At 59.8% G+C, this 14637-nt stretch carries 10 protein-coding genes and 1 tRNA gene; 5 read left to right on the forward strand and 6 right to left on the reverse strand.

The features are described 5' to 3' along the window. Nucleotides 1–62 precede the first annotated feature (62 nt). A complete protein-coding gene (locus tag O4G74_RS08530) occupies nucleotides 63–464 on the reverse strand; it encodes a GFA family protein (protein ID WP_269402216.1) in 402 nt (133 codons plus the stop codon). 71 nt (nucleotides 465–535) lie between these two features. On the opposite strand from O4G74_RS08530, the gene O4G74_RS08535 reads away from it, so the two are divergent. From O4G74_RS08535 to O4G74_RS08555, 5 genes are all read left to right on the forward strand, one after another. Next, nucleotides 536–1123 (forward strand): TetR/AcrR family transcriptional regulator, encoded by a 588-nt coding sequence (locus tag O4G74_RS08535; protein WP_269402217.1) that lies wholly within the window; start codon nucleotides 536–538, stop codon nucleotides 1121–1123. Nucleotides 1124–1212: 89 nt separating this feature from the next. Continuing rightward, on the forward strand, nucleotides 1213–1668 hold the full coding sequence (locus O4G74_RS08540; RefSeq protein ID WP_269402218.1) for a MaoC family dehydratase: 456 nt from the start codon (nucleotides 1213–1215) through the stop codon (nucleotides 1666–1668). A gap of 226 nt (nucleotides 1669–1894) precedes the next feature. Beyond that, a complete protein-coding gene (locus O4G74_RS08545; protein ID WP_269402219.1) occupies nucleotides 1895–3844 on the forward strand; it encodes a hypothetical protein in 1950 nt (649 codons plus the stop codon). A gap of 92 nt (nucleotides 3845–3936) precedes the next feature. Then, a complete protein-coding gene (gene msrB / locus O4G74_RS08550) occupies nucleotides 3937–4359 on the forward strand; it encodes a peptide-methionine (R)-S-oxide reductase MsrB (protein WP_269402220.1) in 423 nt (140 codons plus the stop codon). Nucleotides 4360–4531: 172 nt separating this feature from the next. Continuing rightward, nucleotides 4532–6700 (forward strand): S9 family peptidase, encoded by a 2169-nt coding sequence (locus O4G74_RS08555; RefSeq protein ID WP_269402221.1) that lies wholly within the window; start codon nucleotides 4532–4534, stop codon nucleotides 6698–6700. A 183-nt stretch (nucleotides 6701–6883) separates the two neighbouring features. Here O4G74_RS08555 and O4G74_RS08560 read toward each other — a convergent pair whose 3' ends face one another. The 5 genes from O4G74_RS08560 to O4G74_RS08580 form a co-directional block, all read right to left on the reverse strand. Beyond that, nucleotides 6884–8095, reverse strand: coding sequence for an OmpA family protein (locus O4G74_RS08560; protein WP_269402222.1), 1212 nt, complete (start codon nucleotides 8093–8095; stop codon nucleotides 6884–6886). A 267-nt stretch (nucleotides 8096–8362) separates the two neighbouring features. Further along, a tRNA-His gene (locus O4G74_RS08565) sits at nucleotides 8363–8439 on the reverse strand. Nucleotides 8440–8513: 74 nt separating this feature from the next. Beyond that, a complete protein-coding gene (locus O4G74_RS08570; protein ID WP_269402223.1) occupies nucleotides 8514–10025 on the reverse strand; it encodes a flavin-containing monooxygenase in 1512 nt (503 codons plus the stop codon). Between the two features lie 39 nt (nucleotides 10026–10064). Next, nucleotides 10065–11495: an efflux transporter outer membrane subunit gene (locus tag O4G74_RS08575; RefSeq protein ID WP_269402224.1), complete on the reverse strand. Its 1431-nt coding sequence runs from the start codon at nucleotides 11493–11495 to the stop codon at nucleotides 10065–10067. Beyond that, nucleotides 11492–14632, reverse strand: a complete 3141-nt coding sequence (locus tag O4G74_RS08580) for an efflux RND transporter permease subunit (RefSeq protein ID WP_269402225.1) — start codon at nucleotides 14630–14632, stop codon at nucleotides 11492–11494. The genes O4G74_RS08575 and O4G74_RS08580 overlap by 4 nt, the downstream gene beginning before the upstream one ends. Between the last annotated feature and the right edge of the window lie 5 nt (nucleotides 14633–14637).

The following is a 14637-nucleotide window of genomic DNA, read 5'->3' on the forward strand; positions in this document are numbered from 1 at the left end:
CTCAAGGTCAACAAGACGTCGCGAATCTCACAGCGCAGAGAGCCCTAGCTGCCCGCGCCCTACTAGCCTCGCGGTGGTAACGCCTCATGACCGGGCATATCGGCAAGTCTTTTGACGCAATCTGTTCGATGCTGCGTCCATATCTGCTCCCAAGGGCGGACGCTGTCGGGGTCGTCGAAGCTCTCCGTCGTAATGTCGACAAGGCCTTCCAGATAGTCGGCTTCGAAGAACAAGGTCGTTCCGCACTGGCCGCAAAACGATCGCCGCACGCCTGGCGACGACTCATAGACGCAAAGGCGCGACCTGTCCGTCTGAAGACAGTCGGCCTCGAAAAGGGCCCAGCCCACAATCGGCGCGCCTGCCGACTTTCTGCAAGACGGACAGTGACAGACAGCCGCGTAGTGCAGCTCACCATCGACCTGAAACCGTACAGTTCCGCACTGACACCCACCCGATAATCTCATCTTGTCCACCCTTGCCTTAAAACAAACAGACAGTATGTTTTTATATAGAAGCAACGAAGTGAGCAAGAGCGATGCCCAAAAATGATGTCCGGAGCGCAAGGACACGCCGCAAGGTTCTGGACGCTTCGCGCAAGCTCTTTGCCGAGCATGGCTACAGCGGCGTCTCCACGCCCAAGATCGCGCGGGAAGCGGGCGTGTCGCGCGGCGCGCTCTACCACCATTTCAGTGACAAGGCGGCCATTCTGGAGGCCGTCATTATCGCTGAGTACGAAGCCATCGCCTCTGCCATAAACGCGGGAACCAAAGAGCAAAGCGATCCGATGGAAGCGCTGATAGAGGGCGGCGACCTTTTCCTGTCTGCAATGTCGGACCCGGCATCGCGCAGACTGCTGTTGATTGAGGGACCTGCGGTCCTCGGAAAGTTCAGGATGGACGAACTTGATGCCGCCACAACGACGCAGACGCTTTCAGCGGGAATCGAGGCGGCCCAGCAGGCTGGCTGCCTGCCGGCCGACATAGATACGGCGGCGCTCACCAGCCTGATGACGGGCGCCTATGACAGAGGGGCTATCGACGGATTTGGCGATGATAGCGAGAATCAGCTTGCGATACGCCATGCCATTCGCGCTATCTGGTTCGGCCTTTCCAGGCTGGCCTGATGCGATGCTCCAACGTGAGGCCTTGGCAAGCTCGGCTCAAATGCGCAAGAAGGAACCAACGCCACGACAGATAAGGAAGAGGAGGCTCCATGGCTGACCCAATGAAAGTACACTACAACGACCTGGAATCGATTGCCGGCAAGGAAGTCGGTGTTTCCGACTGGGTGACGATCGATCAGGACCGCGTGAACAAGTTCGCCGATGCGACCGGCGACCATCAGTGGATTCACGTGGATGTCGAACGCGCCACGAAGGAAATGGGCGGCCCGATCGCGCACGGTTTCCTGACGCTGTCGCTTCTACCAATGCTTGGTGCGCAGGTGCTTCGCATCGAAGGCACGACCCGCGGCATCAATTACGGCTCTGACAAGGTCAGATTCACGAACATGGTGCCTGTCGGCTCCAAGGTGCGCCTGCGCCAGAAATGCCTCGCCGTTGAAGGAAAAGCCGGCGGCAAGCAGACCCGTATGGAAGCAACGATTGAAGTCGAAGGCCAGGAGCGCCCGGCGCTGGTCGCAGAAACGCTGACCGTCGTTTACGGCTAGGCCTGAAAATCAGGTGCAATGACAAGGGGCTGGCGGAGCGATCTGCCGGCCCTTTTTTTCGTGAATTTTGCCCCTTGAGGCACAAGTCTTGCAGACTTTTACGTTGAATTGCTGCACAGATTTTGTGGCAACGGCATCGCACGGGCAAAAAAGAAAAATTGCCTCGCAGTGCCTGACTGATGTTGAATAGCCTACCGGCTGCTTCTTTCAAAAAGGGTTCCAAGCCATGCTCGTGAAACCAAAGTCCCTTTTCCTGTCGACCTCGGCCCTTGCCCTGCTCGCCCTGCCCGTCACCGCGCAGGGATCGATGCCGAGATTTGGTGCGATCGATGAAGCCTTTGCCGGTGACGGTGTCTGCAGCGACCCCCGCTTTGAAGGCCCCGGCATGGCCGAGACGCCTTCCGAGGATGCGATCATGAGTGATGCGGGCGACTGTGTGGTCGCCTGGGAAGCCGGTGAGATCACGCTGATCGAGGTGGAAGCCGAGGTCGAAGACGCCGCTGATGAGGTGATGGACCCGGACACCGAAGCGGAGGTCGACGCTGAAGAAGTTACGTTGCCGGACGTCGAGGGCACGGTGGACGCGGCAGATGAAGAAGCTGCTGACGACGTCGTCGAAGAGACAGACATGGACGCTGAAGGCGAAGCTGAAGCGAACGTAGACGCAGACGCCGAACTGGATACTGGCGTCGATCTTGAAGAGGCCGCAGGCGAGACCGAAGCAGAGGTCGCGATGGAAGTCGCGGCCGATGATGAAGCTGCGGCGGACGAAACTAAAGACGCTGTCGAAGCGGAGGATGTAGCCGCCACCGCAGACGCGGACGCCGAGGAGATGGAGCCGGACGCCGACGCTGCAGGGGAAGTGGAAGTCCCCGCCGAAGAAGAGAGCTCGGCCGAAGATGACGCTGCGGTGGAAGAGCCCGAGGCGGCGGACCTCGATACCGAAGTTGATACAGATGCTGAGATTGAAGCAGAGGCGCCGGCTGACCCTGAGATCGATCCGGCCGCCAACGAAGACGACGTTGCTGCCGAGGAAACAGAAGACCCAGCGTCTGAAACAGTTGAGTCAGCGGAAGCCGGCGACGCAGTGACCCTGGATGAAGCGGCCACTGAAGACAGTGAGGCCCTCGAACCAGTTGAGACAGACGAGACAGCTCTTGACGCAGACGTCACGGTTGAAGACGCCGTGGACACCGCTGAAGCGCCGGTCGAAGACGCGGCAGATGAGGTCGATGCTGAAGCGGCAGAGGATGAGACGGATGTCGCGGCGCCTGCAGAAGACGGCGTCGAGGCCACCGCCGAGGAAACCGATCCGGTCGAACCGGCTGAGACGGAAGCGGACGCTGAGACTGAATTGGAAGCTGGCGTCGAGGCTGATCTCGCGGCGGATACGCCCGCCGACGCAGCGCCGGACATGACGGCCGACACCTCTGGTGATGAGGCGGCCGAGACCGAAGACACCGCCCCAGCAGACCCCGAAGAAGAAATCGTATCAGAAGACGCTGCCGAGACTGAGCCCGCAGAAGCCGCGCCGGTGGAGGATGTTGCCGAGGACGCGGAATCGGTCGCCGAGGTACCCGAAACGGACGAAACCGTGTCTGAAGACGCAGCCGCTGAGACTGCGCAGGCTTTGCCGGTCACCCCCGCAGATAGCGGTATCGATTTCGGTGACGACACGAGCGAATTCGCCATGGACGGCGAGTGCGATGATGCGCGCTTCACCGGCGAAGGCATGACATCCACCGCCCTGATCGAAGAAGATATAGGCCGCGACGCCACCGATTGCCGCGCGGCGTTCGAAGCAGGTCGGCTGGAACTGCGCGATGCAGCAGCTACGGCCATGCCGGGCGCAACAGAAGCGCCTGTCGTACCTGCAGTGCCGGAAGATGAAGAAGAAGAAACCGCTCCTTCGGCGTCTGCGGAAACCACTGCCACGGCTGAGGATGATGCGACAACGCCAGCCGAGACTGCCCCGCCAAGAGAGAACATCTCCTTCAACGGGATCAATTTCGGCGACAATACCAGCGCCTGGGCAAATGATGGCGAATGCGACGATCCCCGCTTTGAAGGCGAAGGCATGACGCAGACGCCGCTGCTAGCCGAGGACGCCTATCATGACGCGAATGACTGCCTCGCTGCCTGGCGCACGGGCGGCCTTCGCATCGCCAATGAGTAGCCCGCCCTGGGCGACATGTCGCCAGAGGCTGTTGAAAGCGACCTTCGCCCCCATATCTCGACTAACAGATATCGAGACAGGAGTTGAACGACATGCTGCCCCCAAAGCCTGCTGACAATTTCAAGCGCGTGAGCCGTTCGGAGAAGGAATGGCGCGAACTCCTGACCGATGAACAGTACCGCGTGGGTGTCAGGGACGGCACGGAGCGCGCCTTCTCGCCCGGCAACCACAATGATGAAAAGCGTGATGGCATGTATCATTGCGTCGGCTGCGACACGCCGCTCTGGTCGTCGGAGCACAAGTTCGATTCCGGCACTGGCTGGCCGAGCTTTTACAAACCGGTGCGTGAAACCGCTGTTGATACGAAGACCGATTTCAAGATGATCATGCCGCGCAAGGAGTGCCATTGCGCGACATGTGGGCTGCATATGGGGCACGTCTTCAAGGATGGGCCGCCACCAACGGGTGAGCGCTGGTGCATCAATGGTGTCGTGCTCAATTTCAAGCCGGCCTGACGCACAGTTTTCTGGACAGCACCGCTTCAGTCGCTACGGTTTCACGTTTCTCGATATGTAACGGAGATCTTCTCGAATGCGAATGAGCTATCTGCTGGCCAGTGCTGCAAGTGCTGCCCTTTTGACAGGGTGCACGTCTCCCAACGGACACACCGAACAGAGCGACAATACAATGACCGAATCTGCTTCTGACACGCAGACAGCAACCGACGCACGCGCCGAAATCCCGCCCATGGCCAAGCGCGTCCCGCTAGAAATTGAACAGGTCGGGCGCACGCGTACCGACAATTATCAGTGGATGAAGGACGATAACTGGCAGCAGGTCATGCGCGACCCGTCCGTCCTGCGAGAGGATATCCGCGAATACCTTGAGGCCGAAAACGCCTACACCAAAGCCTCGCTGGAAGACCCGACGGAAAAACTGCGCGAAACGCTGCTGGCGGAAATGCGCGGGCGCATCAAGGAGGATGACAGCTCTGTCCCCTCCAAGGACGGGCCATATGCCTATTATGTGCGCTACCGCGAAGGCGGCGAGTATCCCATCTTTGCGCGCAAGCCGGCCGAACAGGCCTTCGACGCCGATGCGCCTGAAACAGTTCTGTTTGACGGCGACGCAGAAGCAGAAGGCCAGTCCTACTTCTCGATCCGTGGACTGGAACAGTCGCCCGACCATAAGCTGCTAGCATCTGCAATCGATACGCAGGGCAGCGAGTACTACACCATCGCCGTGCGCAATATCGAAACCGGCGAAGCAGTTGGTGCGCCCATCGAAGGCACTTATGGAAGCTTTGAATGGGGCGCCGATTCAAACCTGCTCTATTGGGTCGAACGCGACGATAATGGCCGACCGACGGCGGTCTTCCAGCGCGACCTGACGACGGGCGAAGATGTCGAGATCTACCGCGAAGAGGATCCGGGCTTCTTTGTTGGCGTCAGCAAATCGGAGTCGGAAGAGTTCATATTCGTGGAGACCGGCGGTCACACATCCGGTGAAGTGTGGTACTTCCCGGCAGACGCAAAGCGCCCGGAGCCGACCCTCGTGGCGCCGCGCAAGGAAGATGAAGAGTACGACGTAACACATTGGAATGGTGCGTTTTACATTCTGACCAATGCCGACGGTGCCGTTGACTTCAAAGTGATGAAGGCGCCCATCGACAACCCTGGACGTGAGAACTGGGAGGAAGTGATTCCGCACCGCCCAGGCACGCTGGTGCTTGGCCTTGATCCTTATAAGGATCACCTCGTCCGGCTGGAACGGGCCAACGCCCTGCCCCGCATCGTTGTTCGCGCCCGTGAAAGCGGCGACGAGCACACGATTGCAATGGACGAGAGCGCCTATGACCTTGGCCTCGGCTCAGGCGAGTATGACTCGACTGTGATGCGGTATGATTACGCCTCACCGGCGCGCCCAAGCCAGGTTTTTGACTATGACATGGAAACGCGCGAACGCACGCTTCGCAAGACACGCGAAGTGCCATCCGGCCACAACGCGGACGACTATGTGGTCGAGCGCCTGATGGTCCCGGCCTGGGATGGCGAGGAAATTCCTGTCACCATCCTTCGCCGCGCCGATACAGCGGTGGATGGCAGCGCGCCTCTGCTGCTGTATGGATATGGCTCCTACGGGATCACCATCCCGGCGAGCTTTTCCACCTCCCGCCTGTCACTGGTCGACCGGGGCTTTGTCTATGCCATTGCCCATGTCCGGGGATCTCAGGCAAAGGGTTACCAGTGGTATCTCGATGGCAAGCTCGAAAAGAAGCCGAACACCTTCAAGGACTATGTTTCTGCGGGGCGTTATCTCGTAGAGAACGGCTATGGCGCAGAAGGCCGCGTTGTTGGTCATGGCGGATCGGCCGGCGGACTTCTCATGGGCGCCGCAGCGAACATGGATCCGGAGCTTTTCGGCGGTATCATTGCAGCCGTCCCCTTTGTGGATGTGATCAATACGATGTCCGACGATACACTTCCCCTGACGCCGCCGGAATGGCCCGAATGGGGTAACCCGATCACAGACGCCGAGGCCTACGACACGATCCTCGCCTATAGCCCCTATGACAATGTCGCAGACAAGGACTATCCGGCCATGCTGATAACGGGCGGTCTGTCTGATCCGCGCGTCACCTATTGGGAGCCGTCGAAATGGGCTGCCCAGCTACGCCACGAAGCGCCGAATGCAGGCCCTTACTATCTGCGCATCAACATGGATGCCGGGCATGGCGGCTCTACTGGCCGGTTTGAGGGCCTGAAGGAGACCGCAATCGAATACGCTTTTGCACTGGCCAGCGTTGGCCTGGTCGACGGCTATGACATATCCCGCGCGGAGACGTCTGCCGACTAATCGGCGAACCAGCTATCATCAGGAACGCCGGCGCCTTCCGGGTGCCGGCGTTTTTTTGTGCCTGTCTGATAAGTGCTTCCGCGCCAGACCGCCCCGCTAGTAGACCTATCTTCCACGCAAACGAAAATGGCCCGGCATTGCTGCCGGGCCATCATCATTTCTGAATGTCAGATCAGACCGTTCTTAGCGAACGATGATCGTGACTTCCGAACGACGGTTCAGAGGCTCACGCACACCGTCGCCGGTTTGCTTGGCCAGGTCGTTCTCACCGCGGCCTTCCGTGGCGATCATGCTGGACGGGATGCCGCGCTCGTTGAGAGCCGTTGCAACCGCTGTAGCGCGACGCTCGGAGAGACGTGCGTTGTAGGACTGGGCACCGGACGTGTCGGTATGGCCGACGATCGTCACAGAGTTCGCAGCACATTCCTGACGGCTACGAATGTTCGCCACAGCCTGGTCGATCACAGCCGAAGCTTGGCTGGTGATGTTCGACTTGTCCCACTCGAAGTAGACCACGAACGCCTGGTTCAGCGTGGAGCACGCTGGTGGTGGCGGTGGTGGTGGCGGTGGAGGCGGTGGTGGCGGTGGTGGTGGTGGCGGAGGTGGCGGTGGTGGTGGCGGAGGCGGCGGTGGCGGTGGAGCCGCTGGAGCCGCAAACTGATACCGCAGACCAACCGTCACGGAGTGATCTTCATACTCGCCGCTGTAAGGAACCGGCTGACCGAGCGGTGCGCGGCCGTCGAGGTTCAGGTCGTCGACGAAGAAGTACTTGTAGCCGAGGTCGAGCGTCAGACGCTCGGTGAGGCCGTAACCGATACCCCCGAGAAGCTGGTAAGCCATGCCGGTGTCGTCGTCGTTGAAGCCATTGGCGTCAAACGTCTGAACGCCGCCTGCGGTAACAACGCCAGCGCGCAGGTTGGTCGCACGAGCGTCAACCTTTGCGAGACCAATACCAGCACCGAGGTATGGCTGGACAGCGCCTGTTGGGTTGAAGTCGTACAGAGCGTTGAACATCAGCTCATAGATGCTGATGTTGCCGTCGCCACCAACCGAGTAGCCACCATTGGCCAGCGGCGGGAGGTTCAGGATGCTTGCACCGGTGATCGTGGTGGACGGCTCAAGGTCGCCACCGCGGTAACCGAAGGTCGATTCCAGACGGAAGCCGTTGCCGAAGCCGTAGCCCAAACCGATCTGAGCGCCGAGCAGGCCGTCGCCGTCAAGCTCCTGATCGCCACCGAGCGCGAATGGCGCGTTGGTTGGCGGATCGGAATCTAGCTCACCGTCGAAGCTGTAGCCCAGATCAGCGCGGCCATACCAGCCGTCCTGAGCGTTAGCGACAGACATTGCAGACGCCAAGGCGGCCGCGGCTGTCGCGCACATAAGAGTTCTTTTCATACTCATCCCCTATTGTGAGCCGAATGGGCACTATTACCCACCGACCGCAGAGACTAAACGGACCATTCCGTGTGCATACCCTCCTAGAACAACTTCGTTCCTGAGACGAGTGTACAAAGAAGGAAAATAGTTGAAACTTCGCGTTTTTTCTAGCAAGCGCGGCGTAAATGCAACAATTTTTCTTGCATGACAGCTGGGCGCCCGGACTTTGCCAGATTGCGGTCATATTTGCGCAAGCAAGACCGGAATTATCGAATCAGGGGGAAATGGTACCGCCTCTCCGGCTTGAACGGAGGACCTCTGGTTCCACAAACCAGCGCTCTAACCAACTGAGCTAAGGCGGCACGCCGGACGCACATACGCCCAAGCGGCTTTGCGTTCAAGACGCTTTACCGAGTCTGATGCAGTCCCCTCTCCCCTATTCCGCAGCAAGGGGCTGCAGTGTTGTCTCCGGGGGCGTTTCGAAGGCAGCATCGCCCTGTTTCCGGTAGCGAAGAACGCCGTCATCCAGCTTGGCACGGCCGATCTCAAATATGTCCTGGACATAGTTCTGGTTGAGCCGCCAGGGCGCCTCCTGGCCCTGCTTTGGAAGACGGTGAAGGGCGCGCGTGACATAGCCGGACGAGAAGTCGAGCCAGGGCGCATCGCCCGGATGCTGATCTGCGATGGGACGAACCTCCACCGCACCGGTCTTGTCCATATACTTGATCAGGCGCGAAACGAATTTGGCGATCAGGTCCGCTTTCAACGTCCAGGAGGCGTTCGTATAGCCGAACGTCACCACGAGATTGGGGACATTGTTGAACATGATCCCGCGATAGCCATGCAGGCTCGACGGCTCGACCGGCTGGCCATCCATATAGAGGTCTGCGCCGCCCATGAACTCTAGCTGGAGCCCTGTCGCTGAGACGACTATATCGGCGTCGAGCGTCTCTCCTGAGGCGAGTTTCACACCGGTTTCTGTGAACGTATCGATCGTATCGGTGACAACGCTGGCCTCGCCGGCCTTGATCGACTTGAACAGGTCGCCATCCGGCACCAGGCAGAGACGCTGATCCCAAGGATTGTAGCTCGGCGTGAAGTGCGTGCCGACGTCGAAATCAGCGCCCAGTTCCTCCTGCGCCATGCCGACTATGCGCGCCTTGACCTTATCGGGACGTCGACGCGCGAGCCTGAAAAACAGCATCTGAAGCAGCGTATTCTTCCAGCGGGTCAGGCCGTAAGCCGTCTTTTCGGGCAGGATTTTTCGCAAGCCGAGAGCAACCTTGTCCTCAGCGGGGCGTGACACGATGTAGGTCGGCGACCGCTGCAGCATGGTGACGTGCGCGGCTTTCTTCGCCATCTCCGGCACGAGTGTCACTGCCGTCGCGCCAGAGCCGATGACGACGACATTCTTACCGCTATAATCAAGGTCTTCTGGCCAGGCCTGGGGATGGATCACCTGCCCCTTGAAGGTCTCTTCTCCCGGGAAGTCCGGTTTGTAGCCGCCTTCATAGGAGTAGTAGCCTGCACACATGTGAAGGATGCGGCAGGTCAGCGTGCGCTCAACGCCCTCGGCCTTGTCTTCGACCTTGAGCGACCAGAGCGCAGTTTCGGAATCCCAGCGCGCTTCGCGGACCAGGTGCTCGAACCTGATCTTGCGATTGATGCCGTTCTCGGAGGCGGTCTCCCGGACATAGTTCAGGATGGACGGCCCGTCGGCGATCGCCTTGCGCTCTTTCCACGGTTTGAAGTCGTAGCCGAGCGTGTGCATGTCGCTATCGGAGCGGATACCGGGATATCGAAAGAGATCCCATGTCCCGCCAATTGCCTTGCGGCCTTCAAGAATGGCGTAGGTTTTTCCGGGACAGCGTTCCTGCAGGTAATAGGCGGCGCCGATGCCGGACAAACCCGCGCCTACGATCAGTACGTCGAAATCAGGATTTGCCATTCGCAAAGAGAACCGCGAATCCGGGCGCCTGTCCAGATATTATGACTCAGGCGTCAGGATTTCATCGCTCTGTTCAACCTCATCGCGAGGCCATGCGCCCAGAGCCCGGTAAACAGCAATGGAGTTGAGACTGCGGACGAGGTTTGCCCGGATAAGCTGCTGACGCGCATCGTAATAAAGCTGCTGGGAATCGAGGACAGAGAGATAGTCATCGACGCCGACCCGGAAGCGTTCTTCAGATAAATCACGTGTGATTTCAGTGTCTTCCACGAGCCTGACCAACGCATCGACACGCTGGTCGATCGTGCGTCGGACGGCAAGCGCGTCTGCTGTGTCACGAAAGGCGAGCTGGATTGCCTGCTCATAGCTTGCAACGGCAAGTTGCTCCTGCGCCTCCCGCACGTCGAGGTTTGACTGACGCGCGCCAGCGTCAAAGATCGGCAGCGAGATAGAGGGACCAAACGACCAGCCCAGCGTGCCATCAAAGAGGTCACCCAGCTCATCGCTGGAATAGCCCACCTGACCGGTGAGCGAGATTATCGGGAAGAAAGCTGCGCGCGCTGCAGCGATGTTTGCGTTGGCAGCCATGAGCTGGCGCTCTGCCGACTGAACGTCCGGACGCGAGAGAAGGACGAGCGAAGACTGACCTATCGGAATATCTTCCGCGAGCGGCGTCGGGTCGAGTTTTGCTGCGGCCAGCGTGCCTGCAGGAAGGTCCGTGCCGACGGCGAGACGAAGGGCGTTGAGGTCCTGTTCGACCTGGGCAGAAAATTCAGCTGCCTGTGCGCGGGCGGTTTCCACGCTGGCCGACGCGCGGCGCACGTCTAGCTCTGTTGCGATACCGGCGTTGAACAGCTCCTGGGTGAGATCCAGCGATTCCGACTGGACATCGACCGTGTCCTCAGCAAGCGCAAGCAGCGCCTTGTCGGCCGCAAGCTGCATCCAGATTTCGCCCACCGTGGCGGCAATGGCGATCTTGGCAGCACGCTCGCCTTCGGCAGAGGCGAGGTAGCTTTGCAGGGCCGCCTCATTCAGCGAAGCGACACGGCCAAAGAGGTCAAGCTCATAGGCGGTAATGCCGATGCTGGCGGAGGCATTGTCGAAATTGCCGACGCCACCATTGCTGTCGCCGATCGTACCCCCTTCGGTAAAACCGCCATTGGCGGTCACTGTAGGCAGGCGCTGCGCGCGGCTGATGCCGTATTGCGCGCGGGCGAGCTGCACGTTCGCTGCTGCGATCCGGAGGTCACGGTTTTCTGCCAGGGAAAGACGGACCAGCTCGCGCAGCTCTTCGGAAATGAAGACGTCCTGCCAATAGAGCGGCTCCACGCGCTCACCGTTTTCGTCAGTGACGGGCAGGGCCTCGGGTATTGGCGCCGCCGGTTGCTCATAGGACTGCGAGATCATGGCACAGCCACTGAGCGCAGTGGCCGCCATAGCGCCGAGGATCATACGTTTCGTCGAGATCATGCGACGGCTTCCTTGTTACCGGGTTGAGTCAGAGGTTTCTGGCCTGTGAGTTTACGGATCATGACATAGAAGAGCGGCGCAAACAGCAAGCCGAGGATCACCGAAACGATCAAGCCACCAAGAACGGCCGTGCCGATGGCCTGACGACCAGCTGCACCGGCGCCGGTGCTGAGCGCGAGCGGCAGCACACCGAAACCGAAGGCAAAACTCGTCATGAGGATCGGGCGAAGACGCATGCGGACAGCCTGTGACACCGCGTCGAAAAGCTCCACGCCCTGCTGTTCAAGGTTACGGGCAAACTCAATGATGAGAATGGCGTTCTTCGAAGCGAGGCCGACCGTGGTGAGCAGCGCCACCTGGAAGAAAACGTCATTATCGAGCCCGCGAAGATGGGCCGCGAGTACGGCGCCAGCCACGCCGAGCGGCGCTGTCAGGAGGACGGCAACCGGAACGGTCCAGCTTTCATAGAGCGCCGCGAGGCAGAGGAACACGAACAGGATCGACATGATGTAGAGAAGCGTCGCCTGATTGCCGGCTTCGCGTTCCTGCGCGCTGATACCTGTCCATTCCATGTCGAGGCCCTGTGGCAGCTGTCCGACAAGGGCTTCCATCTGGTCCATTGCAACACCCGAGCTGACGCCCGGTGCTGGCGCGCCCTGAATGTTCAGCGCAGGCAGGCCGTTATAGCGCTGCAGCTGCGGTGAACCATAGGTCCAGCCAGTCGTCACGACTTCCTCCAGCGGCGTCATTTCGCTCGAGCTATTGCGAATATACCAGCCGCCAAGATCATCCGGCTGCATGCGGTTATCGGCCTCACCCTGAACATAGACGCGCTTGATGCGGCCCCTGTCGAGGAAGTCGTTGACATAAGTGCCACCGAACGCCGTCGAGAGAAGGCTCGTGATGCCAGAAACATCGACACCGAGGGCCTGCGCCTTCTGGTAATCGATGTCGATATTGAATTGCGGGCCGTCGGCCTGGCCATTGGGGCGTACGCCGGTCAGCTCTGCGCTCTGGTTTGCCATGCCGAGGAGCTGGCCTTGGGCCTGGACGAGCGCGTCATGGCCGACACCGCCAGCATCCTGGAGGTACATGTCGAAGCCTGACGAGTTACCAAGCTGCGGGATTGGCGGCGGAACGATGGCGAAGATCTGAGCCTCAGTGCCTTGGGCAAAGTTGCCGCTGGCTGCGCCTGCGATCTCCATGGCCGACTCTCCCGGACCATCGCGCTCTGACCAGTCGACAAGCGCGCCGAAGGCGATACCGTTATTCTGGCCCTGCCCAGCAAAGCTGAACCCGGCAAGCGTGAAGAGGCCTTTGATATTCTCTCCCTGGGCGCCCCGGTAATACTCACCGACCGAGTCCATGACTTCGGTTGTGCGCTCAAGGCTGGAGCCAGGTGGAAGCTGTACAAGCGTGATGAACTGACCCTGGTCTTCCTGCGGCAGGAAGGATGATGGCAGACGGACGAAGCCTGCGGCCATCACGGCGACGATGACCGCAAAGACACCTGCAAAGATCCAGCGGCGGCGCAGGATGCGGTCGACGATGCTGCCATAGCCATCGCGCATCCGGTCAAAGCCATTGTTGAACCAGACGGCCGGCTTCTGAAGCATACCCGGCTTCTTTTCGTGATCAGGCTTTTTCAGGATGGTCGCACAGAGAGCTGGGGACAGGATGAGCGCGATCAGCAGCGACAGCGCCATGGCCGACACAATGGTCACCGAAAACTGGCGATAGATGAGGCCCGCCGAGCCTGGAAAGAAGGCCATTGGAACAAAGACCGCAGATAGCGTCACCACGATGCCGATCAGCGCGCCGGTGATCTGGCTCATCGACTTGCGTGTCGCCTCGACAGGGCCTAGCCCGTCTTCTTCCATGACGCGTTCCACGTTTTCGACCACGACGATCGCATCGTCCACGATAAGGCCGATAGCGAGCACCATGGCGAACATGGTCAGCGTATTGATCGAGAAGCCAAGTGTCAGCAACCCGACCATGACGCCGAGCAGAACGACCGGCACCGCGATCATCGGAATGAAGGATGCACGCAGGCTCTGAAGGAAGACGAAGATAACAAGGAAGACGAGGATGACCGCTTCGATGAGTGTCTTCTGAACCTCATGGATGGAGGTTTCGATGAAAGGCGTCGTGTCGACCGGAAATGCGTATTCAATATCCTGCGGGAAAGCCTCAGACAGGCGTTCGACTTCAGCCTTCACAGCTTCTGCCGTGTCGAGCGCATTGGCCCCGGTCGCGAGTGACACACCGAAACCAGACGAAGGATAGCCGTTGAACTTCGCGTTGAAGGCATAGTTCTCTGCGCCAAGCTCTACGGTACCGATATCGCCGAGGCGGACCGAGCCACCTTCTGGCGTTGTGCGAATGAGGAGTTCGCGAAACTCTTCCGGCGTGTTCAACAGCGACTGCAGCGTGACCGTGGCGTTTATTTCCTGGCCCGCAACCGATGGCGCGCCGCCAAGGGCACCGGCGGAAACCTGCGTATTCTGTGCCCGGATCGCTGCGATGACATCTGCGGGCACGAGGTCGAACTGAACGAGCTTGTCCGGGTCGAGCCAGATCCGCATCGCGTATTGAGAGCCGAATTGCTGGACGCGGCCAACCCCATCTACGCGGCTGATGGAATCATACATGTTTGAGCGGATATAGTCGCCGAGGTCTGTCTGGTCGTAGGCCGCATTCGGCGAATAAAGCGCCGTAATTAGCAGGAAACCTGTGCTGGCCTTGTCTACCGTAACACCCTGGCGTTGCACAGGCTCTGGAAGGAGCGGCGTCGCGAGCGAGAGCTTGTTCTGGACCTGCACCTGGGCAATGTCGGGATCGGTACCTGTCTCAAATGTGAGCGTTACCGAAGCCTGCCCGGACGAGCTGGACGAGGACGAGATGTAATCGAGCCCATCAAGGCCCGTCATCTGTTGTTCGATGACCTGCGTGACCGAGTCCTCTACCGCCTTCGCGGATGCCCCGGGATAAGACGCATTTACCGAAATGGTCGTTGGCGCAATGTCAGGATATTGCGACACCGGCAAGGCGCGCAGCGCCATTGCGCCAGCGATCATGATGACGATCGCGATGACCCAGGCGAAGACCGGGCGATCAATAAAGAAATTTGCCATGATAA

It is taken from the genome of Henriciella marina (assembly GCF_027213945.1).
Taxonomy (GTDB): domain Bacteria; phylum Pseudomonadota; class Alphaproteobacteria; order Caulobacterales; family Hyphomonadaceae; genus Henriciella; species Henriciella marina_A.